The organism is Vibrio sp. C8, from assembly GCF_054051265.1.
Genome location: NZ_JBPAOE010000022.1, coordinates 117,043 through 142,893, shown reverse-complemented (window position 1 = coordinate 142,893; position 25,851 = coordinate 117,043). Strand labels below are relative to the sequence as shown.

At 42.0% G+C, this 25,851-nt stretch carries 33 protein-coding genes and 1 pseudogene; 26 read left to right on the top strand and 8 right to left on the bottom strand.

From position 1 onward, the window contains the following. The first annotated feature begins 26 nt into the window (after positions 1-26). The 6 genes and pseudogenes from ACRQQK_RS12025 (at position 27) to ACRQQK_RS12000 (ending at position 3,838) form a co-directional block, all read left to right on the top strand. Entirely contained in the window at positions 27-362 is a 336-nt protein-coding gene (locus tag ACRQQK_RS12025) for a 5-carboxymethyl-2-hydroxymuconate Delta-isomerase (protein WP_457511700.1), read from the top strand. A 29-nt stretch (positions 363-391) separates the two neighbouring features. Then, positions 392-814, top strand: a complete 423-nt coding sequence (locus ACRQQK_RS12020; protein WP_457511698.1) for a GFA family protein — start codon at positions 392-394, stop codon at positions 812-814. Between the two features lie 345 nt (positions 815-1,159). Next, positions 1,160-1,639: a YehS family protein gene (locus ACRQQK_RS12015; protein ID WP_020329986.1), complete on the top strand. Its 480-nt coding sequence runs from the start codon at positions 1,160-1,162 to the stop codon at positions 1,637-1,639. Positions 1,640-2,181: 542 nt separating this feature from the next. Next, a pseudogene (locus tag ACRQQK_RS12010) lies at positions 2,182-2,409 on the top strand (PAAR domain-containing protein); the annotation flags it as partial. A gap of 330 nt (positions 2,410-2,739) precedes the next feature. Then, complete coding sequence (locus ACRQQK_RS12005; protein ID WP_457512360.1) at positions 2,740-3,426, top strand: hypothetical protein; 687 nt, start codon at positions 2,740-2,742, stop codon at positions 3,424-3,426. Continuing rightward, a complete protein-coding gene (locus tag ACRQQK_RS12000; RefSeq protein WP_457511696.1) occupies positions 3,410-3,838 on the top strand; it encodes a hypothetical protein in 429 nt (142 codons plus the stop codon). Before ACRQQK_RS12005 ends, ACRQQK_RS12000 begins: the two co-directional genes overlap by 17 nt. A 507-nt stretch (positions 3,839-4,345) precedes the next feature. On the opposite strand, the gene ACRQQK_RS11995 is transcribed toward ACRQQK_RS12000, so the two are convergent. Beyond that, on the bottom strand, positions 4,346-4,750 hold the full coding sequence (locus ACRQQK_RS11995) for a VOC family protein (RefSeq protein ID WP_457511694.1): 405 nt from the start codon (positions 4,748-4,750) through the stop codon (positions 4,346-4,348). Between the two features lie 88 nt (positions 4,751-4,838). Here ACRQQK_RS11995 and ACRQQK_RS11990 point away from each other — a divergent pair, with 88 nt between their 5' ends. Next, positions 4,839-5,528, top strand: coding sequence for a helix-turn-helix transcriptional regulator (locus ACRQQK_RS11990; protein WP_457511692.1), 690 nt, complete (start codon positions 4,839-4,841; stop codon positions 5,526-5,528). 55 nt (positions 5,529-5,583) lie between these two features. On the opposite strand, the gene ACRQQK_RS11985 is transcribed toward ACRQQK_RS11990, so the two are convergent. Further along, entirely contained in the window at positions 5,584-6,066 is a 483-nt protein-coding gene (locus ACRQQK_RS11985; RefSeq protein WP_457511690.1) for an Rrf2 family transcriptional regulator, read from the bottom strand. Between the two features lie 84 nt (positions 6,067-6,150). Here ACRQQK_RS11985 and ACRQQK_RS11980 point away from each other — a divergent pair, with 84 nt between their 5' ends. From ACRQQK_RS11980 to ACRQQK_RS11965, 4 genes are all read left to right on the top strand, one after another. Continuing rightward, positions 6,151-7,566 carry an MFS transporter gene (locus tag ACRQQK_RS11980; RefSeq protein ID WP_457511688.1) on the top strand — a complete coding sequence of 472 codons (1,416 nt, stop codon included), beginning with the start codon at positions 6,151-6,153 and terminating at the stop codon, positions 7,564-7,566. A gap of 500 nt (positions 7,567-8,066) precedes the next feature. Further along, positions 8,067-9,056, top strand: coding sequence for a 2-hydroxyacid dehydrogenase (locus ACRQQK_RS11975; RefSeq protein WP_457511686.1), 990 nt, complete (start codon positions 8,067-8,069; stop codon positions 9,054-9,056). A gap of 240 nt (positions 9,057-9,296) precedes the next feature. Then, the gene (locus tag ACRQQK_RS11970) at positions 9,297-9,572 is read left to right on the top strand and encodes a putative quinol monooxygenase (RefSeq protein WP_457512358.1); all 276 of its coding nucleotides are present in this window, start codon (positions 9,297-9,299) and stop codon (positions 9,570-9,572) included. Positions 9,573-9,661: 89 nt separating this feature from the next. Next, positions 9,662-9,880 (top strand): VF530 family protein, encoded by a 219-nt coding sequence (locus ACRQQK_RS11965; RefSeq protein ID WP_042485806.1) that lies wholly within the window; start codon positions 9,662-9,664, stop codon positions 9,878-9,880. A gap of 39 nt (positions 9,881-9,919) precedes the next feature. Here ACRQQK_RS11965 and ACRQQK_RS11960 read toward each other — a convergent pair whose 3' ends face one another. Further along, on the bottom strand, positions 9,920-10,117 hold the full coding sequence (locus ACRQQK_RS11960; RefSeq protein ID WP_457511683.1) for a hypothetical protein: 198 nt from the start codon (positions 10,115-10,117) through the stop codon (positions 9,920-9,922). Between the two features lie 156 nt (positions 10,118-10,273). Between ACRQQK_RS11960 and ACRQQK_RS11955 the strand changes: the two genes are divergently transcribed. The 7 genes from ACRQQK_RS11955 to ACRQQK_RS11925 all read left to right on the top strand — a co-directional run bounded on the left by ACRQQK_RS11955 (position 10,274) and on the right by ACRQQK_RS11925 (position 13,772). Continuing rightward, on the top strand, positions 10,274-10,768 hold the full coding sequence (locus tag ACRQQK_RS11955; protein ID WP_457511681.1) for an arsinothricin resistance N-acetyltransferase ArsN1 family B: 495 nt from the start codon (positions 10,274-10,276) through the stop codon (positions 10,766-10,768). Positions 10,769-10,896: 128 nt separating this feature from the next. Continuing rightward, a complete protein-coding gene (locus tag ACRQQK_RS11950) occupies positions 10,897-11,145 on the top strand; it encodes a DUF3297 family protein (RefSeq protein ID WP_457511679.1) in 249 nt (82 codons plus the stop codon). 387 nt (positions 11,146-11,532) lie between these two features. Continuing rightward, positions 11,533-11,898 carry a VOC family protein gene (locus ACRQQK_RS11945; RefSeq protein WP_457511677.1) on the top strand — a complete coding sequence of 122 codons (366 nt, stop codon included), beginning with the start codon at positions 11,533-11,535 and terminating at the stop codon, positions 11,896-11,898. Positions 11,899-12,138: 240 nt separating this feature from the next. Then, positions 12,139-12,609, top strand: coding sequence for a GNAT family N-acetyltransferase (locus ACRQQK_RS11940; RefSeq protein ID WP_457511675.1), 471 nt, complete (start codon positions 12,139-12,141; stop codon positions 12,607-12,609). 3 nt (positions 12,610-12,612) lie between these two features. Further along, complete coding sequence (locus ACRQQK_RS11935) at positions 12,613-12,807, top strand: DUF1289 domain-containing protein (protein ID WP_457511673.1); 195 nt, start codon at positions 12,613-12,615, stop codon at positions 12,805-12,807. Between the two features lie 23 nt (positions 12,808-12,830). Next, positions 12,831-13,322 carry a GNAT family N-acetyltransferase gene (locus ACRQQK_RS11930; RefSeq protein WP_457511671.1) on the top strand — a complete coding sequence of 164 codons (492 nt, stop codon included), beginning with the start codon at positions 12,831-12,833 and terminating at the stop codon, positions 13,320-13,322. A gap of 15 nt (positions 13,323-13,337) precedes the next feature. Further along, positions 13,338-13,772 carry a GNAT family N-acetyltransferase gene (locus tag ACRQQK_RS11925; RefSeq protein WP_457512356.1) on the top strand — a complete coding sequence of 145 codons (435 nt, stop codon included), beginning with the start codon at positions 13,338-13,340 and terminating at the stop codon, positions 13,770-13,772. Between the two features lie 82 nt (positions 13,773-13,854). On the opposite strand, the gene ACRQQK_RS11920 is transcribed toward ACRQQK_RS11925, so the two are convergent. Next, complete coding sequence (locus ACRQQK_RS11920; protein WP_457512354.1) at positions 13,855-14,376, bottom strand: DUF2058 domain-containing protein; 522 nt, start codon at positions 14,374-14,376, stop codon at positions 13,855-13,857. 230 nt (positions 14,377-14,606) lie between these two features. On the opposite strand from ACRQQK_RS11920, the gene ACRQQK_RS11915 reads away from it, so the two are divergent. Further along, a complete protein-coding gene (locus ACRQQK_RS11915) occupies positions 14,607-15,110 on the top strand; it encodes a GNAT family N-acetyltransferase (protein WP_457511669.1) in 504 nt (167 codons plus the stop codon). Positions 15,111-15,142: 32 nt separating this feature from the next. On the opposite strand, the gene ACRQQK_RS11910 is transcribed toward ACRQQK_RS11915, so the two are convergent. After that, positions 15,143-15,844: a tRNA (adenine(22)-N(1))-methyltransferase gene (locus tag ACRQQK_RS11910; protein WP_457511667.1), complete on the bottom strand. Its 702-nt coding sequence runs from the start codon at positions 15,842-15,844 to the stop codon at positions 15,143-15,145. 149 nt (positions 15,845-15,993) lie between these two features. Further along, a complete protein-coding gene (locus ACRQQK_RS11905) occupies positions 15,994-16,668 on the bottom strand; it encodes an SDR family oxidoreductase (protein ID WP_457511665.1) in 675 nt (224 codons plus the stop codon). 313 nt (positions 16,669-16,981) lie between these two features. Between ACRQQK_RS11905 and ACRQQK_RS11900 the strand changes: the two genes are divergently transcribed. The 3 genes from ACRQQK_RS11900 (at position 16,982) to ACRQQK_RS11890 (ending at position 19,281) form a co-directional block, all read left to right on the top strand. Continuing rightward, entirely contained in the window at positions 16,982-17,449 is a 468-nt protein-coding gene (locus tag ACRQQK_RS11900; RefSeq protein WP_457511663.1) for an HAD family hydrolase, read from the top strand. Between the two features lie 23 nt (positions 17,450-17,472). Further along, the gene (locus ACRQQK_RS11895) at positions 17,473-18,168 is read left to right on the top strand and encodes an aspartate/glutamate racemase family protein (protein WP_457511661.1); all 696 of its coding nucleotides are present in this window, start codon (positions 17,473-17,475) and stop codon (positions 18,166-18,168) included. Between the two features lie 69 nt (positions 18,169-18,237). Further along, positions 18,238-19,281, top strand: a complete 1,044-nt coding sequence (locus tag ACRQQK_RS11890; protein ID WP_457511659.1) for an AbrB family transcriptional regulator — start codon at positions 18,238-18,240, stop codon at positions 19,279-19,281. An 87-nt stretch (positions 19,282-19,368) separates the two neighbouring features. Here the strand turns inward: ACRQQK_RS11890 and ACRQQK_RS11885 are convergent, their stop codons facing one another. Further along, positions 19,369-19,806: a DUF3069 domain-containing protein gene (locus tag ACRQQK_RS11885; protein WP_457511657.1), complete on the bottom strand. Its 438-nt coding sequence runs from the start codon at positions 19,804-19,806 to the stop codon at positions 19,369-19,371. Positions 19,807-19,945: 139 nt separating this feature from the next. Between ACRQQK_RS11885 and ACRQQK_RS11880 the strand changes: the two genes are divergently transcribed. Beyond that, a complete protein-coding gene (locus ACRQQK_RS11880; protein ID WP_457511655.1) occupies positions 19,946-20,908 on the top strand; it encodes a GGDEF domain-containing protein in 963 nt (320 codons plus the stop codon). Between the two features lie 21 nt (positions 20,909-20,929). Here ACRQQK_RS11880 and ACRQQK_RS11875 read toward each other — a convergent pair whose 3' ends face one another. Then, the gene (locus ACRQQK_RS11875) at positions 20,930-21,772 is read right to left on the bottom strand and encodes a LysR family transcriptional regulator (RefSeq protein ID WP_457511653.1); all 843 of its coding nucleotides are present in this window, start codon (positions 21,770-21,772) and stop codon (positions 20,930-20,932) included. A gap of 142 nt (positions 21,773-21,914) precedes the next feature. Here ACRQQK_RS11875 and ACRQQK_RS11870 point away from each other — a divergent pair, with 142 nt between their 5' ends. The 3 genes from ACRQQK_RS11870 (at position 21,915) to ACRQQK_RS11860 (ending at position 25,846) form a co-directional block, all read left to right on the top strand. After that, the gene (locus tag ACRQQK_RS11870) at positions 21,915-23,432 is read left to right on the top strand and encodes an arylsulfatase (protein ID WP_457511651.1); all 1,518 of its coding nucleotides are present in this window, start codon (positions 21,915-21,917) and stop codon (positions 23,430-23,432) included. A 65-nt stretch (positions 23,433-23,497) separates the two neighbouring features. Further along, positions 23,498-24,796 (top strand): anaerobic sulfatase maturase, encoded by a 1,299-nt coding sequence (locus ACRQQK_RS11865; protein WP_457511649.1) that lies wholly within the window; start codon positions 23,498-23,500, stop codon positions 24,794-24,796. Between the two features lie 66 nt (positions 24,797-24,862). Further along, positions 24,863-25,846 carry an AAA family ATPase gene (locus ACRQQK_RS11860; RefSeq protein WP_457512352.1) on the top strand — a complete coding sequence of 328 codons (984 nt, stop codon included), beginning with the start codon at positions 24,863-24,865 and terminating at the stop codon, positions 25,844-25,846. Positions 25,847-25,851: the final 5 nt, after the last annotated feature.

Below are 25,851 nucleotides of genomic sequence, written 5' to 3'. Positions count from 1 at the left end.
AGCATTATTGAAAAAAGGAACATAAATTGCCTCATTGTATTATTGAACACTCTGCAACTATTCCAAACGGTGAACTGAATCAGAAAGTCTTTGCTGGTGCGATGGCATCGAATCTTTTTGCGCCTGATGGTAGTGATATTAAAGTTCGCAGTATTGCGTATGAGCATTATCAAACGGGCTCAAAGCGTGAAGACTTCATTCACGTGACAATACGTATACTCTCTGGGAGAAATGAAGAGAGTAAGATGAAGCTGTCGCATTCTGTGTTAGAGCAGTTAAAGTCTTTATATCTTTCTGAGGCATCTTTGACGGTAGAGATCGTTGATATAGACAGAGATAGCTACGCTAAGTGTTTAGTGTAACTAGTTATTGAGAGCTATCAGGAGGTTATATGACTGAAGCGAAGACAAAAACGTACAAAGGATCATGTTTGTGCTCAGCAGTGAAATTTGAGCTTATCGGAGAATTCCAGTCGTTTTTTCTCTGTCATTGTTCACGCTGCCAAAAAGATACAGGATCTGCACATGCTGCAAACTTGTTTGCGCTTTCAGCTAAGTTGGTTTGGACGCAGGGAGAAAGCAATGTGAAAACGTATCTTCATCCCAACAGCAGACACGCCAAAAGTTTTTGCCAACAGTGCGGTTCAGCATTACCTATGATAGTAGACAGCATAAAGAGTGTCGTCGTTCCCGCTGGTAGTTTAGATGAAGCACCGTCCATATTGCCGACAGCAAAAATATTTGTAGGTAGTAGTGCAAGTTGGTCTAAAGATCTATCAGACATTCCATCGTTTGAGACTTTCCCTAACGCTTAATCATACAGAAAACACAATAGGGTATTTATGTTCATCATTGTGCCAGCAAGATCTTGGCTAGCACGAAAATTGCCCCATTCTTTGTCAGTAACCTTCTACCTCACAATTCACAGTGAGGTGGTTTGACCTACTTCTTCTAATCAGAATAGTGTCTATGAAAGTGGGGTCTTACCGACTTAGCCAACTAGTTCGAATAGGCCGTCTTATTTCTATTTTTTAACCTACCGAAGAAACGTGTTCTCTGTTAGAGTCACCGTCAACTACGCTATTGAATAAAGACACTCACAGATCGCATGTCATTGATGGATTTTTATTCACCCTTAGAACTCATTTTAGGAATCCCTAGTGACTAACAACGAAATTTTACGTCGTATCCAACACGCGTTAAACCTTAAAAACGCGCAGATAATGAAAGCTTTCGGGCAGGCCGAAGTCACTGTGGCTCACGATAAAGTGGCAAACTGGTTAAAAGATGAAAGCGACAAATCTTGCGTTAAGATGAAGGATCAAGAGTTAGCTGTATTCTTAAATGGCTTTATTAACCTCAAGCGAGGAAAAAAAGACGGCGAACAACCTAAGCCAGAAGTCACGTTGACCAACAACATGATTCTCATGAAGCTGCGCATTGCGCTAGACATGAAAGCAGAAGATGTGTTGGACGTATTAGAAGTGGTAGGTACTAGTTTAAGTAAATACGAAATTGGTGCGTATTTCCGCAAGCCAAACAACAAAAACTACAAACAGTGTGAAGACCAACTGCTGTGCGACTTCTTAAATGGTGTGCAGTTTACCAATCGTCCCGATTCTGAAGAGTTTACTGGGTAATTTTTATCTCGAATCGAACGTGGTAATTGATTAAAAAAGCGAGAACCATTTTATTTGGCTACTCGCTTTTATCATGCTAAAGACCGATATTAGAGCTTCACAATCGCGTCTACTCTTTGTCTTTCTTCAGTAGATACCTATCAAACCACGCTGAAATCTGGTCGGCTTTTAGAGCCAAGACACACACCGCCCCCTATGACCCTACCAAGATAAACCCAAGCTAAAACCTTAAGCCAGTTAGGGGCCACTATTCTGGTCAAGTGTTCCAGACATCTTGTAGTGATTAACTAAAACTGGCCACGTATATAGAGTTTTTCCATGCTTTTGGTCATGCGTGCAGAGTCACGACTGACGCCATTGGTAACACGAATTTGCCCCATTCTGAGTTATCGTCAAAAAACCTAAGTTCGTAAATAGTCGAATTTTCCTCAAATGAAGATAATGTGACCTTTTGCCTATTGTCTGTCCTTTGAGTTTGTCGATAGTAAATCAATTGCTTATTATGCGAGCCAATAAAGCGTTTATGTCTGTTTGGAAATAGAATGTTAAATAATGCGGTTACCGTTGGAACGCCAACAAGCACGGGCGGAAAAGTCCTCACGGGCATTGCTGGTGTCAAAATTAACAATTTGGATGTGTGTGTATTAGGGGATCAAGCCACTTGTACTTGTGGGGCTAAGAACTGTCGTGGGGTTGGTCCAATCCTACAAGGTAGCCCTCGAAACATTAAAATCGGTAATAAATTGATAGCGATGAAAGACGATCCGGTTGATACCGGATGTGGCAATTGTTTTTTACTTTCGAGTGGTGACGCCGTGAGTCTTGGTACTCAAACGTCTGGCTCAATTGATATGGGGGGAGGCGTAAATATTGGGCAGGGTGTCAATATCAATACGGGGTCGGGTGTGAGCTTTGGTCAACGAGTCTCTTTTGGTGGCCGCTCGTCTACTTCTCCATCGTCTGATTTAACCAGTTCTGCGAGTCATCTATCGCAAGTGAACGACCCTTATCGTTCAGAGCCGTTATTGTATAGCCAGGCTCAAACAGTTGAAAAAATATTGAGTGATTCCATTGCTTTAGAGTGTTCTCTTGAAGAAGAAATGGCAAAGAACATGCAGCATGTGCTTATCACTGATTTAGAAGATGCGCACAAGATATTGCATAACGTTTGGCTTGAATCGGGTAAAGATGTTGCCGCCCTCGCTACGAGTATTAATACTACAAAATCATGGTTTAACCACACAGAGCCAATGTTTGATGCTGCGTCCATTGCTAAGCAATTCGGGGATATGAACATTAAGGCGGATCTTATTGAGAGCAGAGGCAAAATCTTTGTGGCGTTTAACGGGACGGATCAAAACGGTAAAGTTTTAAAACATGCGTTCGTGAATGGCTCTCGTATCAACATGAACGGTAAAAAGTATCCATTGAACTCGTTTAAGGCAATGCAGGCAGGTTTTAGCCCGAAATCAAGAGCTGTGAATTTTAAAGGGGCTGGTGTATTTACGTTTGTTGTCTCCGCCAGTATTGCGACCAGTGATTTAGTTTTCAAAGACGATTATCACCTCGTTGATTGGTTTGGGAATGTTGGTTCAGACATGTTTAAAGCGCTAGTTCAATTTGGGGCTGGTGAGGCTATTTTGTGGGGAGTTGTTGCTGTTTCCGGTTATGTACTTGTTGGTGCTGTTGCCGTGGCTGTTACTTATGGAATTATTGAATGGGCTTGGGGGGAATATAATATCGCCAACTCAATAGTTGAGGTGTTAGAAGATGCTGTCGAAAACTAAAGTTAGATGTGCGGCAATTCTTAGCTTTCTGCTTGTTCCATTGTGGTTTTGGGTTAGTGTTGGAGTCTTTCAAGATTATATTGATCTATTGAATCGAGAAGAAATGGTACAAGTTTCAGTTATTACGTTATGGGTTCCTGTTGGAGGCTTTGGTGCTATTCTGTTCATTGCAATTTTTTCTGGAGTTGCTTTAGTTACGGGGAAGACTGCAAGATTAGTTATCGGTGAACGATGGACTCCATTGGTAAACAAAACAACTCTTTATTTTGCATTGGTAGGCGTAGCATTTGCTGCGGGATGGACATATCACTCTATCGACTTGTTAGAAAAATATGGTTATGTGTACAGCCGAGATTTGACAAGAATAACTCCAACGGGAATACATTTGATGTACATAAAAGCTACTCTCTAAACATAAATAATATTTAATGTATACCTAAGCCAACCCTTTCCTTTATGCTAGTGCGATGTGATTTTATTCATCGCGCTAGCTCTCCAAATCTCGCTTTGCCATACCAGCGGTTATTTGTAAATTGCTAATTTAGTAAAGTCATTGAAACACAAATGTCCAGAAGCGAGTTGTTAACACCTAACTTTAGGTTCCATTTCATCAGCGTCGAAACATGGGTGCCATGTTTTCGGTAATCCGTTATCGCGTGCTTGGCTGCTAGCCTAGTTCTGGTTCCATTCTGTTTTCAAACGTCTAGATAAACGCGCTTTCTGCGCCACTTTGCACTCATCACCGCGCTCGCTACATCAGGTGTTTTACACGATTAATATCGTATTGCACGCTAAGGTCGTGAAAATTCCGATAACGTATACGATATTACGCCATCAGACTCGTATTAACATGGGTTTCGTTTGCCAGTGAGCCGTTTATTATCCGGCTCATTATCGCACAAAGAGAAATGGTTAAATGCTAGATCGTTTTTGCGATAAAGCGCTCTTTCGCCTGTGGGGTTACAGGGGTAAAGAATGAAATGAGGTTTCCTTCTGGATCTCGAAAGCCGAATGTTCTGTTTCCCCAAGGCATGTCTTTTATTTCATGCACAATCTTGACGAAATCTTTGAGACGTTCGAACTCAGAGTCAATGTCTTGGACCATAAATTCAAATATGGCACTTCTGTTGCTGTTAGGTACGGCGCAACTCTCACTAAATAACGCGACGGTACTCACATCGCCGAGAGCAATATTTCCTACCGGAGTCTGTATTTCCGCATAAACAGGCGCTAACCACTTGGCTTTAATAGATGTGATATGCTCATAAAATGCGGTCATAGTTTTAATATCAGATACTATTATTCTGCTTGAAATAAACTGCATGATTTTCCTTTGCTTACTGCCATGTTCGTTGATATCGACTAGTATAATCAGGGCATGCTGACAACGTCGTGGCAACAGGAAAAAGAAAATGCGCAGAGCTGACCGATTATTTCAAATCATCCAAATTTTAAGACGATCTAAACAGCCCCAAACTGCAAGCAGAATTGCTGAAGAGTTAGAGGTCTCAAAACGGACGGTATACAGAGACGTTGCAGATTTAATCGGGCAGCGAGTCCCTATTGAAGGTGAAGCCGGCGTCGGGTATATCTTACATAGTGATTACGATATGCCACCTTTAATGTTTAATCACGAAGAGCTAGAAGCGCTCATTTTAGGAATGTCATTTGCTAAAATGCTCCCGGATGCAGCAATTGCTGCTGCTGCCGAAGATGTTTTGTCTAAAGTAAAGTCGGTTGTACCTAAAGAGCTGGTTAATACGATTGAAAATGAAAACGTGCGTATTAAGCCTAATTTCACTGAAAATATAAAATTTAATACTCGCATTTATCGGCAAGCCATTTGGATAAAGCGTAAATTGCTGATTACCTACGTTGATCAAGTCGAAGTGCGTTCAGAGCGTGTTATCTGGCCGATTTTTGTGGGCTACGATGATACGCATTGCTTAGTTGTTGCCTGGTGTGAATTACGAAATCAGTTCAGACATTTTCGCGTTGACCGAATTGTAAGTTGTACGATGTTGGCCAATCCAATACCTCAATCTTTGTCTCAGTTAAGATCTGATTGGGAGAACTACCGAGAGCGTTACATATACTCGTAGGGGCAAGCACTCGTAATATTCTGGGGCCTTAATGTGAATTTGGCATGATTACAAGTCACTTTGATTCTTTTGCTTGTCCACATGTACTTAGAGTTTCAGCACTTCCATTATCCAAATTATCTAAACGATACTTAAATTGCTCATTCAATTCTGCAAGTGTCACTTTTTCAAGCTGGGATATAAACACATGTCGAGACATCTCTAGCGCGTTGTTCAGTGACTCGTCTGCAATTTTCTGTACTAAACATGTCGAGTTATCGGGTTCACTTGATATTGCAAATAAGCGAGGCATCCCCAAAGCTTCGTAAAGCCCAAGCAGCGTAATTTCGTCGAGGCGTTTCGTTAATACCCAGCCTCCATGATGGCCTTTGTTAGACATGACATAACCTTTGTCACGTAGCCCTGACATTGTTCTTCTAATTACAGATGAATTTGTGTTTAGCATCTTAGCTAAAACTTCTGAGGTTAAAGGTTGCTGCGTATCATGCATATGTAATAAGGCATGAATAACTCTCGATAGCCTAGAATCTGTTCGCATAGCTGACTCCTTTTTATGTTGCTTTTAAAGATACATAAAAATAGAATGCTTATCACGATACATTTGAAGTTACATGAGTAAGCTATGAAGAACGAACAATACCCACCAAACAGATGGCACGCACTTTTCTTTTTATTGCTTGCTAACTTCCTTAACATTTTGGATGTGACTATCGTCAATGTCGCGATTCCGCGTATTTACCACGACATGGGAATTTCACATTCTCAAGCACAATGGATATCAATCATATACTTGATAAGTTTTGCTGCTTTCTTACTTCCTTTTGGAAAGTGCGGGGACATGTACGGCAAAGTAAGATTTTTCAAAATGGGGTTAATTGCTTTTGTTGTGACATCGTTGATATGTGCGGCATCGCCTAACATTGAGATATTGATGTTAAGCAGGCTCTTTCAAGGTCTTGCAAGTGCGATGATGGTCCCACAGGCGTTAGCCATTGCAGTATCAATGTTTCCTGTCGATGAAAAAACAAAGATGTTTGGGTATGTGGGAATTGTAGGAAGCTTAGCATCAATACTTGGTCCCATCGTTGGGGGAGCGTTGATTTCGCTCAATCTATTGAGTCTTGATTGGCGCATCATCTTTGCCATTAATATACCTATTGGAGCAATAGCCTATTGGGGTGCGAAAAAAAATTTGGACAGTGAAGTGGAAACTCAGAAGCAACGAATAGATTGGATTGGGAATAGTCTAATTATATTCATCAGTATTTCCCTTATCGTACCGCTCATTGAAGGCTACAGCTTGGGTTGGCAACCGTGGTTACTGATTATGTTGGCAATGTCTCTACCTAGTATTTGGGGGCTTAACCGTTGGTTAAAGAGCCCCACAGCAGATAGTAGTCAAACCAAATTAGTCTCAATTAGCCTATACAAAAACCATATATTCACAAACCAAGCTTTCTTTATGATGTTATTTGGTGCAACGACTCCGGGCTTGTTCTTTGTTCTTGCATATTACATTCAGGGGGTTCTTGGGTTTAGTCCATTTGAATCAGGAGTCGTGACTTTGGCATTCCCTTTAGGGGTTCTTATTTCTTCATCAGTTCTAAAAAGCAGCCCTATTTCATGGCAACGCTACAGAGTCGTAGGCGGTTGTTTCAGCCTGACTATTGCATGGTCAATGCTCTATTTTACTGTTAACTATGTTTCTGCATTTGATGAGCTATATTGGGTTTCGTTTCCTTTATTCATTGGGGGGCTTGGAATGGGAAGTGCAATAATTGCATTATTTCAGAGCATTATGAGCAATGTAGATAGGGAAGACTCTGGTACTGCTTCTGGAGCAATGCAAGCATTACAACATATCGGCATGGCAATAGGTATTGGTATAGCTGGGCAGATTTATTTCATTTCGTTGGATTTGTATGAAGTTCCACTGTTAGCGATTAAAAACTGCGTGTTATACAGTGCTATTATGCTTGCTGGATTTTCGATGAAGTCTCTTTACGATCTCATTCGAGTAGATAATCAAAGTCACTGATTTTGTAAAAAGTAGGAACCCGAAACTCTTCTCTATAGTATTTGAGAACTAAATGACTTCTAGTATTAGAAATCAGAATATTAGATCAACAAGCCTAAAACGTTTTTGTCCAAAAATATGACAAAACAAAAGGTCGGTTGTGTGTGATCACCGAGCGATTCTGTCGGCCAAAAGGTAGTCAGTAACATTCAGCAGCAGAAAAGTTCTAATCTTTAATGTCACAGTTTTAAACTTAACTCTCAGAGTTTCAGTCTTAGTTGTTCAACGACAAAAATTCCCTGTGGTAAATCGAGCTATCTCGATAAAGTATTGTGGCAAAAACCTATGATGGGCAATCATGTTTGACGATTTTAAGGGACAGAGAAGAGTAAAAGTGGTTTCGTATAATGGCTTAGCTATGATATTGATGCGTATAGACTAGGTTTAGCTGAAACGCTAAATCAGAAACTTTAACCTCGTTCAACATTTTGGCTTATGAGAATGAGTTGGAAGGAAACCTTATGATTAATATTGCTTTTTTTAGTACCAAGTCTTACGACCAAGTGAGTTTTGAGCAAGTAAAAAACCGTGAAGATATATCCTATCATTTTCATGATTTTTTACTCACCAGCAAAACCGCACAAATTGCACAGGGTTGCGAGGTGGTGTGTGCTTTCGTTAATGACGATTTATCCCGTGAGGTTCTCAAGCAATTGGCGAGTTATGGCGTGAAAATGATTGCCATGCGCTGTGCGGGTTTTAACAACGTCGATTTAGAAGCCGCTAAAGAGTTCAATATTGTGGTCGCACGCGTACCAGCCTATTCACCAGAGGCGATCGCTGAACATGCTGTTGGGTTAATGATGACCTTAAACCGACGTTTTCATAAGGCCTATCAACGTACAAGAGAAGCAAATTTTTCGCTAGAAGGTCTAGTGGGTTTTAATTTTCATGGTAAGACAGCAGGCATCATTGGTACTGGGAAAATTGGCTTAGCCACGATAAGAATCTTAAAAGGACTTGGAATGAATGTTTTGTGCTACGACCCTTTTCCAAGTGACGTTGCGCGAGAACTTGGTGCCAGTTATTGCAGCTTGAATGATTTAATTGAACAGTCTGATGTCATTTCACTTCACTGTCCAATGACACCAGATAATTACCACCTTCTGGATAAAGCAGCCTTTGATAATATGAAGCATGGCGTGATGATCATTAATACTAGTCGTGGAGAGTTATTAGATTCCTCTGCGGCAATTGAATCGCTTAAAGAAGGGCATATCGGGGCACTTGGTCTTGATGTCTATGAAGCTGAAAAAGATCTATTCTTCCAAGATAAATCGAATGATGTAATCGTGGATGATGTATTCCGCAGGCTGTCAGCCTGCCACAACGTTATTTTCACCGGGCATCAAGCTTTTCTAACCTCCGATGCACTAGATAATATCGCTGTAGCTACACTAAAGAATATTGATGCATTCATCCATTCAAAACCGAGTTCGAATTTTTTGTAGATATGTTTTTGGTTTACGGGTCACTTTAATTGTTTAAATACACTGAATAAATCACTTCACCTATATACTGGTTTATTGATCTCAGCGCTGTTTTTTGATGATTAAGGTTCTATACAGCATGTAACTCAAATGGTCCATTACTGTACAACTCGACCATCGGATAAAAGTGGTGGTCGGTCCGTTTTGGGATATCTGAAGTTATCAGAAGGCTTGATTATGAGGGATACTCCCAACACTTTTATGTCTAAAGTCATTTTAAAAGGTTTCATACTTGTCCCTGAAGCGGATTTGGATGCCGTTAAACAAGAACTGATCAATCACAAAAGGCTAACGTTGGAAGAGCAAGGGTGTTTAGTCTTTGATGTGGTTGAAAACTCTGATAACCCTTTAAGGTTTGATGTTTATGAAGAGTTTTTAAACAAAGCTTCGTTTGAACATCATCAGCAGCGTGTCAAAGTGTCTTATTGGGGCGAAGTTACCCGAGATGTCGAGCGTTACTACGAGATTGTTGAATAATTTTCCGGGGAACTCTGAGATAGATAAGGTCTTGTTTGACCTTTCTGTTAAACTGCCCCTCCAATTTTTCTGTTACTGAGATACACCAAATGAGCCAACCGCAAGCTAACAATCCATTACACGGTCTAACCCTAGAGAAAATTCTCACTCAGTTGGTCGAGCACTATGGCTGGGAGGGCTTAGATGCTGAAATTCATTTGAATTGTTTTTATAACGACCCTTCAATCAAGTCGTCACTGAAATTTTTACGTCGTACTCAGTGGGCGAGAGACAAGGTTGAAGCTCTCTATATTCGAACCTTCAGTTAAGACATCTGATAATGGATTTATTGTGATTGGGTAACATACCTATATGACTTCGTTGATGGGTTTTGAAATAGGTAAGCGCGGGTCTTGATTCCTTCTGCGTTCATAATTCACGGCATGCTTTTTACCTTGGCGTCGTTCAATGACGATCCGACGCTCAGCTTGATATACACCATCAACCAAGACGGTTTCCGTGATGTAAGGTATCTTCAGTTTTTCCACCATAAAACCAGCTCTCATTACTTATGAGATCACAAGCATAGTTGAGGTTCAGGTATTTATTGAACCAACCTCCGTAAATACAATGTCAAATAAGTAAGATTTGTTTTAAATTAAGCAAAATTTGTTTATCAGTTGAAGTGCAGATTAACAATCAAACGACGTCACGGAGGACGTATGCTCATTCGCAAAGTATCGAATTCAGATATTGATCCAATTGTACGGATCTATAATCACTACATTGCTACCACTACCATATCTTTCGAAGAACAGCCCGTAAGCACCGAAGAGATGACCAACCGCGTTGAAAACGTGTTGAGTCTGGGGCTACCTTGGATCGTCTTAGAGCAAGACGGTAAGGTGAGTGGTTATGCTTACGCCAACCAATGGAAAGCCCGCAGCGCATACCGCTATACCGTTGAACCCTCGGTCTATGTTGCTCATGAAATGACAGGTAAAGGTATTGGACGTGCACTTTATGGTGAGCTACTGGAAATGTTAAAAGCTGCGGGTTTCAAGAATGCTGTTGGTTCTATCGCTCTTCCTAATCCTTCAAGCGTGGCTTTACATGAGCGCATGGGGTTTAAGAAAGTTGGCGAGTTTAACAATATAGGATTTAAATTTGATCAACAGATCTCAGTAGGTTATTGGCAGTTGGAACTCAGTAGCTAGTTTGACAACCGAATAGAGGAAGATACCCTCGGTTGTTATTAACCACAGTGTTGTGCTGGGTGTTATTTGTTGAGCCTGTGGCTCGCATTGTTTAAAATGGCCTACTTTTTATATATCAGGTCATAAAAATGAGCGAAAACAACTCTAAACCAGCTTTACCAGATCATCTATCAGGCAATCCACGCAGCCCACATTTTGTTGCTGAGTGTTTTGAACACCATATTGGTATTCGTCTTAATGGTAAAGAGCGTACAGATGTTGAAGAATACTGCGTTAGTGAAGGTTGGGTAAAAATTCCTTCACCAAAAGCGAAAGACCGTTGGGGTAACCCAATGCTAATCACTCTAAAAGGTGAAGTAGAAGCTTTCTACAAGTAAGCCGCTCTTATCTTTGGCGAGCAGGTATGATTCGCCATGTGAATTCGATACATAGGGTGCAAGCTCTATGTATCTTTCTCCTCAGTTTCCATTTCCTATGTCACCTCCCAGTGCGAAACTCGTCTCTTTTGTGAATAAACGTTGTTACATTGTCACTTAATACTGCCTTCAATGATCGTCGTGTTTGTTGACTCAACTAACTAAAGCAATCTCAACCATGTTTATATCACTGATCTTAAACTGTAATCTGCAAAGAGTTTCTCTCGCTGACACTTCCTCAAATCCAATAGAGTGCTAGGCTTAAGTAAAGTATTGAACCAAGCTATTGCCTATTGTTGTTTGACAATATGTCGTGATGACAAACATTTATTGAAGGAAGGGATAACAATGAAACAACATGAGAAAATCAACTACGTTGAATATGCTGCGAAAGATTTAATCGCCACTAAGACTTTTTTCTCTATGGTTTTCGGTTGGGAGTTTATTGATTATGGACCAGACTACGCTGCGTTTTCCGACCAAGGGATTGATGGTGGTTTTTACAAAGCAGATGCTTGCAGCCTAAGCGCCAATGGCGGTGCACTGCTGATCTTTTACAGTGCTAACATTGAGGAGACATTAGAGAAAGTACTGCTCAATGGGGGAGATATCGTGCGTCCTATCTTTGAGTTTCCCGGAGGCTGCCGTTTTCATTTTACAGAACCGAGTGGTAATGAGTTTGCCGTTTGGTCTGAAGGTTTAGGCGAACAATAACGGCCAAACGCTGGCAGTGAAGTCATGCAGAAATGATTGGTTTTACCAGATCAGGGCCAAGCAACGGAGCAGGAAACTATCTCTTCGACTTCTTATGAATAACGGTAAATCAACAGGTTAATTTATTTTCTTGTTGAATCTTTGTTGCATAACTATTACGTTCAGTAAACGATGATGTTCTCCCCCTAAAGAGAGAGCATCTGTCTCGTTTACAAGAAGTAAAAAGGGTCAGGGATAGTTGTGGTAACGATTGAAAAATACAGCCCAATCAGGGAAGAAGAAGCCAGTCTGTTGAATGTTCTAAGCGACCAAGCACAGTTTACGGTCAGCAATGTTCCCAAAGTGGTTAGAGACTTAAAAGAGTCTGAACATCCCCACCTTATTATTTTTAAAGGTAAAGCGGTCGGCTTCTTTTTGCTCGATCTGAATTACTCTGAGAAATATCAGTTTGGACAGCACAAGGCGATAGGCGTAAGAGCTTTGCTGGTTGACCAGAAATATCAAGGCAAAGGTATTGCGACCCAAGCCATTAGAGCGTTACCAAGCTATGTGACAGAGCACTATCCCGACTATGAAGTCATGCAGTTAACGGTAAATTGCCGCAATAAGGCCGCTTATGCGTGTTATTTGAAATGTGGTTTTGTGGATAGTGGTGAGTTGTATACGGGCGGACCTGTAGGTCCACAACACATAATGCAAAGAGAGTTGTAGATTTTGTCGACTACCGATAGTAGCAACACCCCCACATCACCTTGTATTCGTCAATGTTGCTTGGATGAACAAGATGTTTGTGTTGGGTGTTTTCGGACTATAGAAGAAATCATTCATTGGAGTGCGTCGTCGAACGCAGAAAAAATTCAAATAATAGAACGATGTAAAGAAAGAAAAGTGCAACGAAAACGTTGTTAATAAAAGAGAGTGTTGGAGCAATTATGAGCGTTGATATTCGAAGGGCTGAGCCTTCAGATGCAAGAGCAATCAAACAGATATATGAATGTAAAAATGCCTATTCGAGTACACTCCAACTCCCTCATCCTTCGTTAACACTCTGGGAAAAACGTACGACGGATGTGCCAGACAACGTGTTTGTCTATGTCGCGTTAGTGGATGGAGAAATTGTTGGCAACTTGGGTTTTGAAGTTTGCACTAGCCCACGCAGGCGTCATGTGGCTTCTCTGGGGATGGGAGTGAAAGATGATGTTCAAGGTCGTGGTGTTGGTAGCGCTTTGCTTGCCACTGTGATTGATCTGGCGGACAACTGGCTGAATCTAAAACGGATTGAGCTGACGGTATACAGTGACAATGATCGGGCGATTAACTTATATAAGAAGTTTGGTTTTGCTGTTGAAGGTGAGTCGAAGGCGTACGCATTTCGCAATGGTGAATATGTCTCTGCTTACCATATGGCGCGGGTATTGGATTGATTGTGAGGATGTATGATGATCACCATACGAGAAATGGATATTTCTGATTATCAAGCGGTAATTGAGTTATGGGGACAAACCGATAATTTGTCACTCAGAGACGCAGATTCTGAGCAAAACATCGCGGCGTATTTAGAGCGAAATCCAAGGCTAAGCTTTGTCGCTCTTGATGGCGACATCGTTGTTGGTGCAGTGTTAGTCGGTACCGATGGCCGCCGTGGATATCTACAACACCTAGCGGTTGATGATCGCTATCGTGGACAGAGAATCGGACAGGGGTTGGTTGACCAGTCCATTCGCGCATTGGCGGAGCTCGGTATTTCGAAAACCCATTTATTTGTTTTAAATGAAAACCACAGTGCCAAAGGTTTTTACGACAAACTGGGTTGGTATCCGCGCAATGAAATAACCATGTATTCGTTTAATAGTTCAGACAACTTAAACGTCTAGCCAATATCTGCTCGAACTGAAATAGAAACGGCGCTACTAGCGCCGTTTTTTAATGCTGTCGAACTTATTACAACTGCCGTGATTACCACATCAAGTCATCAGGTACGACGAAATCTGCATACGGGTCATCTTCAGCTGGAATATCCGCTTCAAGTGCTTTTTGTTCGATCACTGTCTTGTCATCACGCATGGCGATTTTGTTTGCCACACCACTTGGAATCACGGCATAAGTCTCTTCATAACGAGCAATCGCGACAATACCTTTAATCAGTTGATCGCGGATCAGGGGCGTTACATACAGAGATTTCACAAGCGTGCCGTCAGTGAAGTTGTACTTGATATCGCCATCAGCAATATCAATTCTGTTCATTTCTACTAACTGCTTAATTTGAGCGCTGATTTCTTTGCTTAGACGCTGCTCTTTTTGTTGTAGGCTAAGTTCCTTATCACGTTCTAGTTGAGCGCGTTTGTTTTCTTCAACCGCCGCTTTAACTTCACGTGCTTGTACACGAGATTTCTTCGAACCTTTTTTTGCCTTTTTTAACTTTTTCTCATTAACCAAGCCAGCTTTTAGCATCTGTTCTTGGAGAGTTAGCTTTGCCATTGATTTGTCCAGTTCCTTAAATTTGCTCCATTTTAGCGGCTCAAGCAGTGCAAATAAAGCATCGACTGACATTCAGGTCTTTTGGCGTTAACTTGGCGAATGTAGCCGTTTCCTGATTCGACATCTTATTGTTCGAGATGTGATATCTATGCATTGCGAGTCCATGCACTGGACGTTATATTCAAATTTTGGCTCGTACCATTTAATTAATTTCCGCGTGGATCTGAGATATGGAATTAGAGTTATTAGAAGAAAAACATTTCCAATCACTTTTTGAGTTTGAGAAAAACAATCGTGACTGGTTTGAGCAATTTGTGCCTCCTAGACCATCAAGTTATGACGGTTTTGCCAGCTTTCGCGATATCACTAATAGTTTGATTGAAGAGCATGACGAAGGAACGGGCTACTTCTATGTAGTGGTTGAAGATGGAGAGGTGATCGCTCGCGCAAATCTTATCGATCTCACGGATGATGAATGTGAAGTTGGTTATCGAGTTTGCCAAAAGTGGAGCGGCAAAGGTGTTGCCAGTTTTGCTGTGAAAGGCTTGATTGAGATTGCCCGTGACGAGTTGGCGCTTAGATTGCTAACTGCAAAAGCGGCCATAAACAACCCCGCCTCTATGCGTGTGCTTGAAAAAGTCGGTTTTGTTCGTGTAGGACAGGAAAAGAATGCGTTTGTCCTTAATGGTAAAACGCTGACACTTGCCTGCTATGAGAAAACCCTGAAACAATAGACTCACTTTTTCGTCACGGTGGCTGTATATAACTATTCAGCCACATGCTCATGAGCGTATTCCAACTTTACTTCTGAATAGGCATCGATGATGTGTTGTACGTTTGCCGAGTTACCGTTTTGAATACGGTGATAATGGTTTAACGTGGCCGTCAGGTATTTGTTTGCTGAAGCGACTTGTTGTTCATTGTTGCAATGCCAAATACGGCTGCCCGTCATCGCGACCGGTTTTTTTTCTTCCGCTTTGGTCGATACGTATATAATTTCGTAGAAGCGGTTGTTCTCTTCAAGCAGCACTTCATCAATCAATCCGAGCTCAAGCTCAATCAGTTTTTGCCGTAAGGCGAACTGGTGATGCACTGGGCACAGCAAGAAGTTGATTGCTAAGTTTGAATACTGACGGTGTATTTCACTGATGAAGTTCATCATCAAGTCACCACCTACACCGGCAATAATTATCAGATGATTACCTGAGAATTGCTCTAGAGGTAATTTGGCAACATCTAAGCAGTGGGTATGCCATTTAGATGATGAATGGGCGTAGAACCGCTGCAGTTTCCCTTCTACCTCTGCCATTAAGCTTGGGACAATATCGACAAAATGGATATTGTCTGCCGCTTGTCTGTTTAGTAAGGAAGCGCCAAGAAAACCGTGGTCACAACAGCAGTCCCAAATGTGGTCATAAGATGCTGTGATCATCTGGTCAATTTGTTTGAGTCGTTTGCTGAGTTTCAACTACTGTACCTAAAACCTATTTCAACGAGCGCATTCTAGAGGTTTTTCACTCGTTAGAAAACAGATAACAAGGTGGCGAGCTCAGCGTGAGCATGCGGTGAGGATGAAGATAATTCGGGGCATTTTGCCCCGAAATCAGTCTTTGAATGTTATTCGAGTTCGACTGGTGGTCGGAAGACCATCTCATGCATTACCACATCTTCTGGAAGCTCTAAGATCTGGTTGATGGTGTAGGCAACACTCTTAGCACTCATATATTGAGGGCGTTCTACTTCTCGGAAGTTAGTATCCGTACCGCCAGGAAATAGCGTTGTTACTTTAATGCTGTGAGGCTGAGCCTCTTTCATCAGTATTGAGCTGAACCCTGCGAATCCTTGCTTCATAGCAGTGTAGACGCTCATGGTTTCATTAGCGCGTTTTGCCACAGTGCTGACTACATTGATAATGAATCCTTTCTTTAAAGGTTTCATGACTGCCAATGCTTCTCGGCTCAACAGGGCTGGAGCACGCAAATTCACAGCATACTGGTGATCAAACTCTTCCAGAGTGAACTCTTCGATTGCACATTTTCTCGAGTTCATCCCTGCGTTGTTGATCAGCACGTCCAGTTTGCCTAGCTGATGATAGGCTTTGTTGAACATTTCGACTGTTTGAGTTGCACAACTTAAGTCCGCTTCAATGGTGAAGCATTGAGTCTCCGCTTGTAACTCGGTAAGTTTGTCGGTGTTTCTGCCAGTCGCAACAATCTTATGGCCTTTCGAAGCCAGTAATTTTGTGAGTTCATAGCCGATGCCGCTCGTCGCTCCGGTTATTAGGATATTCATAGCTATTCGCTTTTATAGACAAGGTGAGTGATGTATAGATAGTGTCAGTATCCAGTGTCTTCGTAAAGAGAGATGCGTACCGTAATAAGGTGATTACGGTGTGAAATTCGGGGTACTGCTTGGAAATTTGTATGGTTGAAGTCCTGTTTAGTAACGAATACGATGGTTGTTACATCAACTCAATGATTTGATGAATGATTTACGCTGTTGGGATTTGTTGTCTCTTCCTTCTCATCGCTCGAATTAAGGCAAATCTATACTCGAATTTAAGTCATTGAAGCGGGTTTATTTGGCAACAACATAAGGAAATGAAATGTCTTCGATTTATCTTTTCGATTGGGGCGATACGCTGATGATTGATGATCTCGATGCCATCGGGAAAATGTGCGATTGGCCAACCGTCAAAGCGGTTGATGGCGCATTAGAAACGCTGGAGATACTCTCTCGTAAACATGATATTTACGTTGCAACAAATGCAGCGGATTCTCGTGAACAGGATATAAAAGCCGCGTTCCAACGGGTAGGCTTAGCCCCATTCATCAAAGGTTATTTTTGTTTTGAAAATATAGGGTTAAACAAGCAAGACCCTGACTTCTATATAAGAATTGCCAACAAGCTAGGCGTGTCTCCAGAGAGTCTCACTATGGTTGGGGATAACGAAGTCAATGATGTTGCAACAGCCGTCAAAGCGGGCTTGAATGCCGTTTGGCTGAGTCACACGGGCGTAAAACATTCATCCTATAAAACTATTATGTCGTTAACGGAATTAATCCATACTTAAGCCGAAAAGTTAAGGAGCGTAGAATGAAAACCATTGGAATGTTGGGCGGAATGTCGTGGGAATCGACGGTAAGTTATTACAAAGCGATTAATGAAGGTGTAAAGCAGGCGTTGGGCGGTTTGCATTCGGCAAAGATAGCACTTTACAGTGTTAATTTCGATGAAATTGAGAAATTACAACGAGTTGGCGATTGGGACCAAGCTGGTGTTGTTTTAGGCGAAGCCGCTAAATCCATACAGGCGGGTGGCGCAGATTTTTTACTGATCTGCACCAACACGATGCACAAAGTGCTTCCGCAAATTGAAGAGAAAATAGACATTCCCGTTCTTCATATTGCTGACGCGACGGCGAACAAGCTTATCGAAGATGGCATTTCAAAAGTAGGGTTGCTTGGTACGGCCTTTACTATGGAGCAGGATTTCTACAAGCATAGGATCAGCGAAAAATTTGGCATTGAGGTCATCGTACCGGAGCATGAAGAGCGGGAAGTCGTACACCGAGTGATTTATGATGAGCTATGTCAGGGACAGATCCTTTCTGAATCCAGAGAGCAATACATCAACATCATCGACAATTTACGCCGCGCAGGAGCCGAAGCGGTAATTCTGGGTTGCACGGAAATCGCTCTGTTAGTTGAACAACAACACACACAAGTAAAGCTTTACGACACAACAAAAATTCACGCAGAAGAAGCTGTGAAGCTCGCTCTTTCCAATTAAAATATTCCCATCCAAGTCGCCGGAGTTACTTTGGAGTTGTTTGGGAAAAGAGGATGTAAATACAAAAGTATGTTTGAAGGTTCTTCTAGGTATAGTTTACCTATCATGGTCGGTATTGCATTGATGTCGGCGTCGATCGGGCTGCTGTCTTCTATACCTCTCGCTGAGCTTTTTATGTCAGCTGCGGCAATTATTGTTTTAAGAAAACGCTTTAATGTGCAAATCGTCATTCCAAATTCACTTCTGATGTTTATCCAAGTGATATTAGGTATCAGTGTTGGCGCGACGATCTCATTAGGTGAACTTTCCCATACTTTGAATCCTGCGGTAATTCTAGGTTTAGTTATCTGTTTGATATTGCAAACAAGTTGCAGCTATTGGTGGCTTCACCACAAAGAAAAATGGAACCCATTTGAGTCATTACTTGGCGCTGTCCCCGGTGCCATGGCAGCCATTTTGGTCATTAGCGAGTCGGGAAATAAGCCGTCACCAAGAGTGGTGTACTCTCACTCGGTTCGATTGATCATATTGATTGTTTTAGCGGGTTTTATTTCAAATACCACCGCTGACGTAGCTATTGAGCATACGATGATTGGTTGGCAACAGTGGGCATTACTCGCGGGTGTTATTGCCGTAAGTATGGTTTGCGGTAAGCTCTCGCTTCGATTTGGGATACCAGCACCGTATATGATTGCATCGCTGGTGATTGCTGCTTTTTGTAACAGCTATGTCACTACGATAGATTTATCCGTGCCGTCGTTCATCGTAATTTTTGCCACTGGACTACTCGGTTCATTGATTGGTGCACGCTTGGCTGAAACGACTTTGCGTGAGGCGATGTCCTATTCAAAGGCGGGTGTGTTTGTAACCATCATTGGTTTGTTTGTTGCTGCTGTAACGTCTTATGTTGCATCACATCTGTTAGGCTTAAGCTGGGTGGTCGTGCTGTTGGCTTGGGTGCCGGGAAGTGTGGAAGCAATGACGGCTGTTGCTTTGCTTCTTGGTTTGGAACCCGCTTTCGTTATGGTGAATCATGCGATTCGATTGTTACTTCTCTATACCTTGCCTGTTGTATTGAAAAATCGACTGGAGCAATTAAGAGAACAGCAGTAGTGTTTTGAACATTATTGTGAGACTTAAAAAGTTCAGAGATAAAAAAGCCCGCTATTGCTAGCGGGCTTTTGCGTGTATGACGCTAAATTATTTAGCGAATACGTCTTTAAAATCACGCTTCAGGATTGGGTCACGGCGAGCTTTCTTAAGCTGTTTCGCCATGTCTTTAACACAATCGAAAAGAACTTTATCAAGCAACTGAGCGCGGTACTGTTCTTTGTCTTCTTCTGTCATATCTTTTGGTAGTTGAATGCTTGGAAATTCTTCCATCACATTGATACCTGCAAACGCTTGGCTAACAGAAATAAGTGCATGAAACTGCTCAAAATTGTCCAAAATGTTTTGCGCACTCGCTGGAAGTTCATCCCAAGCTTCACGAACCGCTTCTTCAGAAACTTCGTGAATAGATGTCACCATTTGGTACATCTCTTCTGGTACTTGGTCGAATTCGATTACTTGGCGTAACTCTGCAGAGATGGCTTCTAAGTCCACTGTTGTTACTTCGTTTTGAGTTGTCTCAGACATGAAAAATTCTCGGTAAGAAAAACTGTAATGCTAGAAATTTTGGGTGAAATGTCAACATAAGCTTTTCAATATTAAGCGGTGAAAGGCTGCGAAAGTTATGCTATACGTAACTATATGATTGTAATAAAACGAGAATAGCATGGTAGCTTCCGGTTCCTCGATGCGAATTTTGTTGGTTGACGACGTTCAACTAGACAGAATGCAATTAGCGATTCGTTTAAAACAACTTGGACATAATGTCGAGGTCGTTTCCAGTGGCCACGAAGCGTTACTAATTTACCCACAATTTGACCCAGAGTTGGTGTTACTGGATATCTCTATGCCTGATATGGACGGTTTTCAACTGTCTCAGGAATTGCGTTCTCGCTACCAAGATGACTGGGTCCCAATCATTTTTCTTAGCGGGCATGACGAACCCGCGGTTATCGCACAAGCTATAGAAGCTGGTGGTGATGATTACTTAATTAAGCCAGTAGATAAACTGGTTCTGAACTCTAAACTTCTCGCGATGCAGCGGATTGCCAATATGAGAAGGGAACTGAAGCGTACCAGTGCTAAACTGGAAGAACTTAACAGGGTGTTACAGCATCAAGCCAATGAAGATGGTTTAACTCAAGTTTTTAATCGTCGTTTTATGGACGAGAAACTCAAAGAGATGATCTCTTGGCATGGCCGTCATGGTGGTTCTTTTACAGTAGTCCTATTCGATGTTGATCAGTTTAAGTTGTTTAACGATAACTATGGTCATATAGAGGGAGATCACTGCTTGTACACAATTGCGCAAGTTGCCAGCAAATTGTTTTGCCGTAGCGGTGAATATGTTGGGCGTTATGGTGGAGAAGAGTTTGTGGTCATGCTTTCTCATAACGAAGAGTGTGAAACTGCCGCTGAACGAATTCAAATGGCGATGCGGAAGTTGTGTTACCCACATGCGTTCAGCACCATCTCCAATTTTGTCACGGTTTCTCAAGGAGTCGTTTCAGTGACTCCAACGGGTAGAGAAACGTTGTCAGATATCTATGAAGTGGTTGATAAAGCTTTATATCAAGCCAAAACACAAGGTCGTGATCGTTATGTTATCACGCACGTCAAATACCAATAAAAGCGAGAACTCGACTGAAAGCTAGAACTCAAAGTTAGCTAGCTTCTGTTTAATATTTTCTCGCAAAGCTTTGTGGGCTGGGTTCTTCAGCTCGCGTTTGTGATAGACCAAATGATAGGGAGCCAAATCTGTTTTGATTGGGCACTCTAAAATTTGCAGACCTAATTTATCTGCCCATTTTTGCGCAAAAGACTGATTCACAAATGCCAATGCGTCGCTTTGTGAAGCGTGAAGGACAAGTCCTGCAATAGACCCACTAATGATATTGGTTTTTCTTTCTTCAATAGGCTCTTGAGTAATTTGTTCAAATCCGCGCAGGTTTTCCCACATAGCGGAATTAAGGACGTGCAGTTCTTGATAATACTCCTGCTTTGTTATTGTTCCTTTAATTCTAGGGTGACCTTTTCGGCAAACCACAACAACAGGTTCCCGATGCACTTCTTCTATAACGAACGAACTGTCTTTCATCAAAATAGTATCGATGATTAGATCGGCTTTTTGCTGACGCATGTGTTCAAATAAGGCACTTTTATCTTGTGGAGATTCAGTAAAAGTAATGTTCTCCATTGGCAAGAGGCAGTGAAGTATCGCTTCATTGCAGTAGACATTAAAGTGTTCTCGCATGTGCATCGCATTTTCGATGATATCTAAAGCCTGACGAAAAAATGGTATCAGTTGATAACCTTTTGTCGTTAATTCTATGCCCCGCCCATTCTTAACGAACAAAGTTTGCCCGTACTCTTTTTCTAACCTTTTTATTGCAGAACTGATAGCAGGCTGGGTGAGGTTCATTTGTTCCGCTGCTTTTGTATACGAGAGGTTTTCAGCAACAACCAAAAATGTACGTAATAAATTGAGGTCCATAATCCAACCATGCATAAATTTGATTTATGAATTATAAAACAAAAGGTGGATTGTTTCCCGTTTAAATTAGGTTTAGTCTAAATTTGATATGTGCATGTTTGAATAGACATTTCTAATTCACTAACCGTCAAATGGAGTCTTTATGAGTACAGGTGCTAAAAAGCGTTCGAGCAAGTTGCTGCTAAATGCATGTACACTTGCTATAGGAGCCGCTTCTGCGACCGCATACGCGGCAGATAAGCCAAACATTTTAGTTATCTTTGGTGATGACGTTGGCTACTGGAACTTAAGTGCTTACAACCAAGGCATGTTGGGTTACACAACTCCGAACATCGATAGTATTGCTAAAGATGGTGCTAAGTTCACTAACTTTTACGCTCAGCAAAGTTCAACGGCTGGTCGTAGTGCTTTCATTACTGGGCAAATGCCTAAGCGTACAGGTTTGACTAAAGTTGGTTTGCCAGGTGCGAAAGAAGGACTTTCTGAGAAAGATCCAACGATTGCAAGTATCCTAAGAGAAATGGGCTATGCAACCGGTCAATTCGGTAAAAACCACCTAGGTGACCGAGACGAACACCTTCCAACTAACCACGGTTTTGATGAATTTTTTGGTAATCTTTATCACTTAAATGCAGAAGAAGAACCAGAAAATGTGGATTACCCGCAAGATCCTGAGTTTAAGAAAAAATTCGGTCCTCGTGGTGTAATTCATTCATACGCTGACGGTAAGATTGAAGATACTGGTCCGCTGACTCGTAAGCGTATGGAAAACGTTGATGGTGAGTTCCTTGAAGCTGCTGAAGGCTTTATGGAGAAACAGGTAAAAGCGGATAAGCCATTCTTTACATGGTTTAACACCACACGTATGCACAATTTTACTCACCTTCCTGATGAGTACAAAGGCGCTACAGGCCACGGTTTCTATGCTGATGGTGTGAAACAGCACGATGATCAAATTGGTCAAATTCTGCAGAAAGTTAAAGATTTAGGTATCGAAGACAACACTATCATTGTATATACCACTGATAACGGTCCTATGATCAACTTATGGCCAGAAGCTGGTATGACACCATTCCGTAGTGAGAAAAATACCGGTTGGGAAGGTGCTTTCCGAGTTCCTATGTTGATCAAATGGCCTGGTCATATTGAAGCTGGTAAGAATTTTAATGGTATTGTTTCTTTAGAAGACTTCTTCCCAACGTTGGTTGCTGCGGCAGGTAACGATAAAGTGAAAGATGAACTGCTGAAAGGTAAAAAAGCTGATGGTAGATCGTATAAGGTTCACCTAGATGGCTACAACCAATTGCCTTACTTCACAGGTAAGACAGAAGAATCAGCACGTAAGGAATTCGTTTACTGGAGTGATGACGGTGACTTATTTGCACTTCGTTATGGTAAATATAAGTTCCATTTCAATATCCAAGAAAACGAAACTGGCTTAGATATTTGGCGTAAACCTTTGACTAAGCTTCGTGTTCCATTTGTGTATGACTTGAGCATCGACCCATTTGAACGTGGTGATACAGGTATTGGTTACGGCCAATGGATGTATGAGCGCTCATATCTGATTGCTCCGGCAGCGGCGAAGGTGAACGAGATCATGGCATCGTTCAAAGAATTCCCACCACGTATGGAAGCGGGTTCTTTCGTTCCAAAGTAACAATATTTGCTGTAGTTTAATTGTGGCGCTCTAAGGAGCGCCCATTTTGAAATAAGGAAGTATAAATGACAAAAACCTCAATGCGCGCTTCAACAATGCTGGATGTCGTGGCGTTAAAGTCAGCGTATAAAGATTTAAGTGACAAACCTCAATACCAACGTCGTTTTCACGTGATGGCAAAACCAGGTGGCGCTAAATGTAACATTGACTGCCAATATTGCTTTTACTTGCACAAAGAAGATCTGCTTCATCAACCAAAACAACCCAAAATGGATGATGAAACCTTAGAAGCCTTTGTTAAGAGCTATATTGAGAGTCAAGATGGCGAAGAAGTTGTCTTTTCTTGGCAGGGTGGGGAGCCTACTCTACTTGGTCTGGACTATTTCCGCCAAATCGTCTCTTTGCAAAAGAAATATCAACCGCAAGGTGTTCGTATTGAGAACGACCTGCAAACCAATGGCATTTTGCTTAATGATGAATGGTGTGAGTTTCTTGCGCAGAACAACTTCCTCGTTGGTCTTTCAATCGATGGCCCGGAAGAGATTCACAACAAATATCGCGTGACACGCAGCGGCAAACCAACCTTCCATTTGGTGATGAAAGCGGTTGAAACCATGAAAGCTCATGGTGTTCGATTTAATGCCTTGGTGACAGTCAATAACCACAACGTTAAACATCCACTCGAAGTGTATCGATTCCTTACCCAGGAGTTAGGTGTTACCTACATTCAGTACAACCCTGTTGTAGAGCCAAGCGATTTTAAAACCACAGCGCCGCAGTTTTGGAACGAAAGTATGACTCCCACTGTTGGCAGTGAATTGGCTAAACCGGGCCACCCAATGTCGATAGTGACTGACTGGTCTGTTGATGCTGATGATTGGGGGCAGTTCCTGATTGCAACGTTTGAAGAGTGGGTGAACAACGACCTTGGTCGGGTGTTGGTGAACTTATTTGAAACCGCCGTGGCTCAGGTGATGGGCAAACCTGCTCAGTTATGCATTACTGCGGAATTTTGTGGTAAAGGGTTAGCTATTGAACACAATGGTGATGTGTTTAGTTGTGACCACTATGTTTACCCTGAATACAAACTCGCTAACGTTAAAGATCGTCCGTTGAATGAGATGGCGTTCTCTGTTCGACAACAAGCCTTTGGCACCGCAAAACGTGACTCTCTGCCTAAATATTGTAAAGAGTGTCCATATCTCCATTTGTGTTGGGGTGAATGCCCGAAAAACCGCCTTTTGAAAACGCCTGATGGTGAAGACGGACTGAACTATCTATGTCCTGGCATTAAGGCCTTCTTTGATTACTCGTTACCGATCTTAACGGGCATTTCTGTGTTACTTGGGCAAAACAACAAATAGATTGAACAACATATTGGCTTGGACAAAACGACTTGGTAGGAAACAACAATGGCAGTAACTGACGATATGACTAATCAAGCCCACTCTGATGTGGTGAAATTATTAGACTATTTAGACTCGCAAGTGGTTGGTCAACATTCGGTTGTGAAGGGTATCTTGCTTGGTTTACTCAGTAGCGGTCACGTCTTACTGGAAGGTTTACCGGGTACCGCTAAGACTCGTTCTGTGAAAGCGCTGGCGAATGCTCTGTCTATTTCATTTGGCCGAATTCAGTTCACGCCCGATTTGTTACCTTCTGATGTAACAGGTACAGAAGTTTTACAAGAATCAGACGGTAAATCGTCGCTGCACTTTCAACCGGGGCCAGTATTTAACCAAATTGTTCTCGCGGACGAAATCAACCGTGCTCCAGCAAAAGTTCAGGCCGCGCTACTTGAGGCTATGGCTGAAGGTACCATTACTGTTGCTGGTGAGACTCACTCGTTACCCGAGTTATTCATGGTTTTGGCAACACAAAACCCGATAGAGCAAGAAGGTACGTATCCTCTGCCTGAAGCTCAGATGGACCGTTTCCTGCTCAAGGTGTGTGTCGATTACCCAACCCACAGTGCTGAACGCGATATTATTCGTTTAGTGCGTCAGGAAGAGGCGGGTGAGTGGTTTTCGTCAAGCACTGAACAAGTTTCAATTGATCCTGCTTGTATTTCTCAGGCACGTAGAGAAATTTCAAAAATTGAGCTGTCCGAACTGGTGGAAACCTACATCATCAATTTGGTGATGGCGACACGTGAGCCGGATCAGTATCCAGATTCTAAGTTGTCTAACTGGCTTGCGATTGGTGCAAGCCCTCGAGCTTCGATTGCTTTAGACAAATGTTCACGAGCACTTGCTTGGTTAGAAGGTCGTGACCATGTCATTGTTGATGACGTACGTGCCGTGGCAGCAATGGTGATGGGACACAGATTGAGCTTGTCTTATGAAGCGCTAGCCGATGGTATCAGTCAGCAAGATTTAGTGATGGAACTACTGGACGTCGTCAATATTGGGTAATTGAT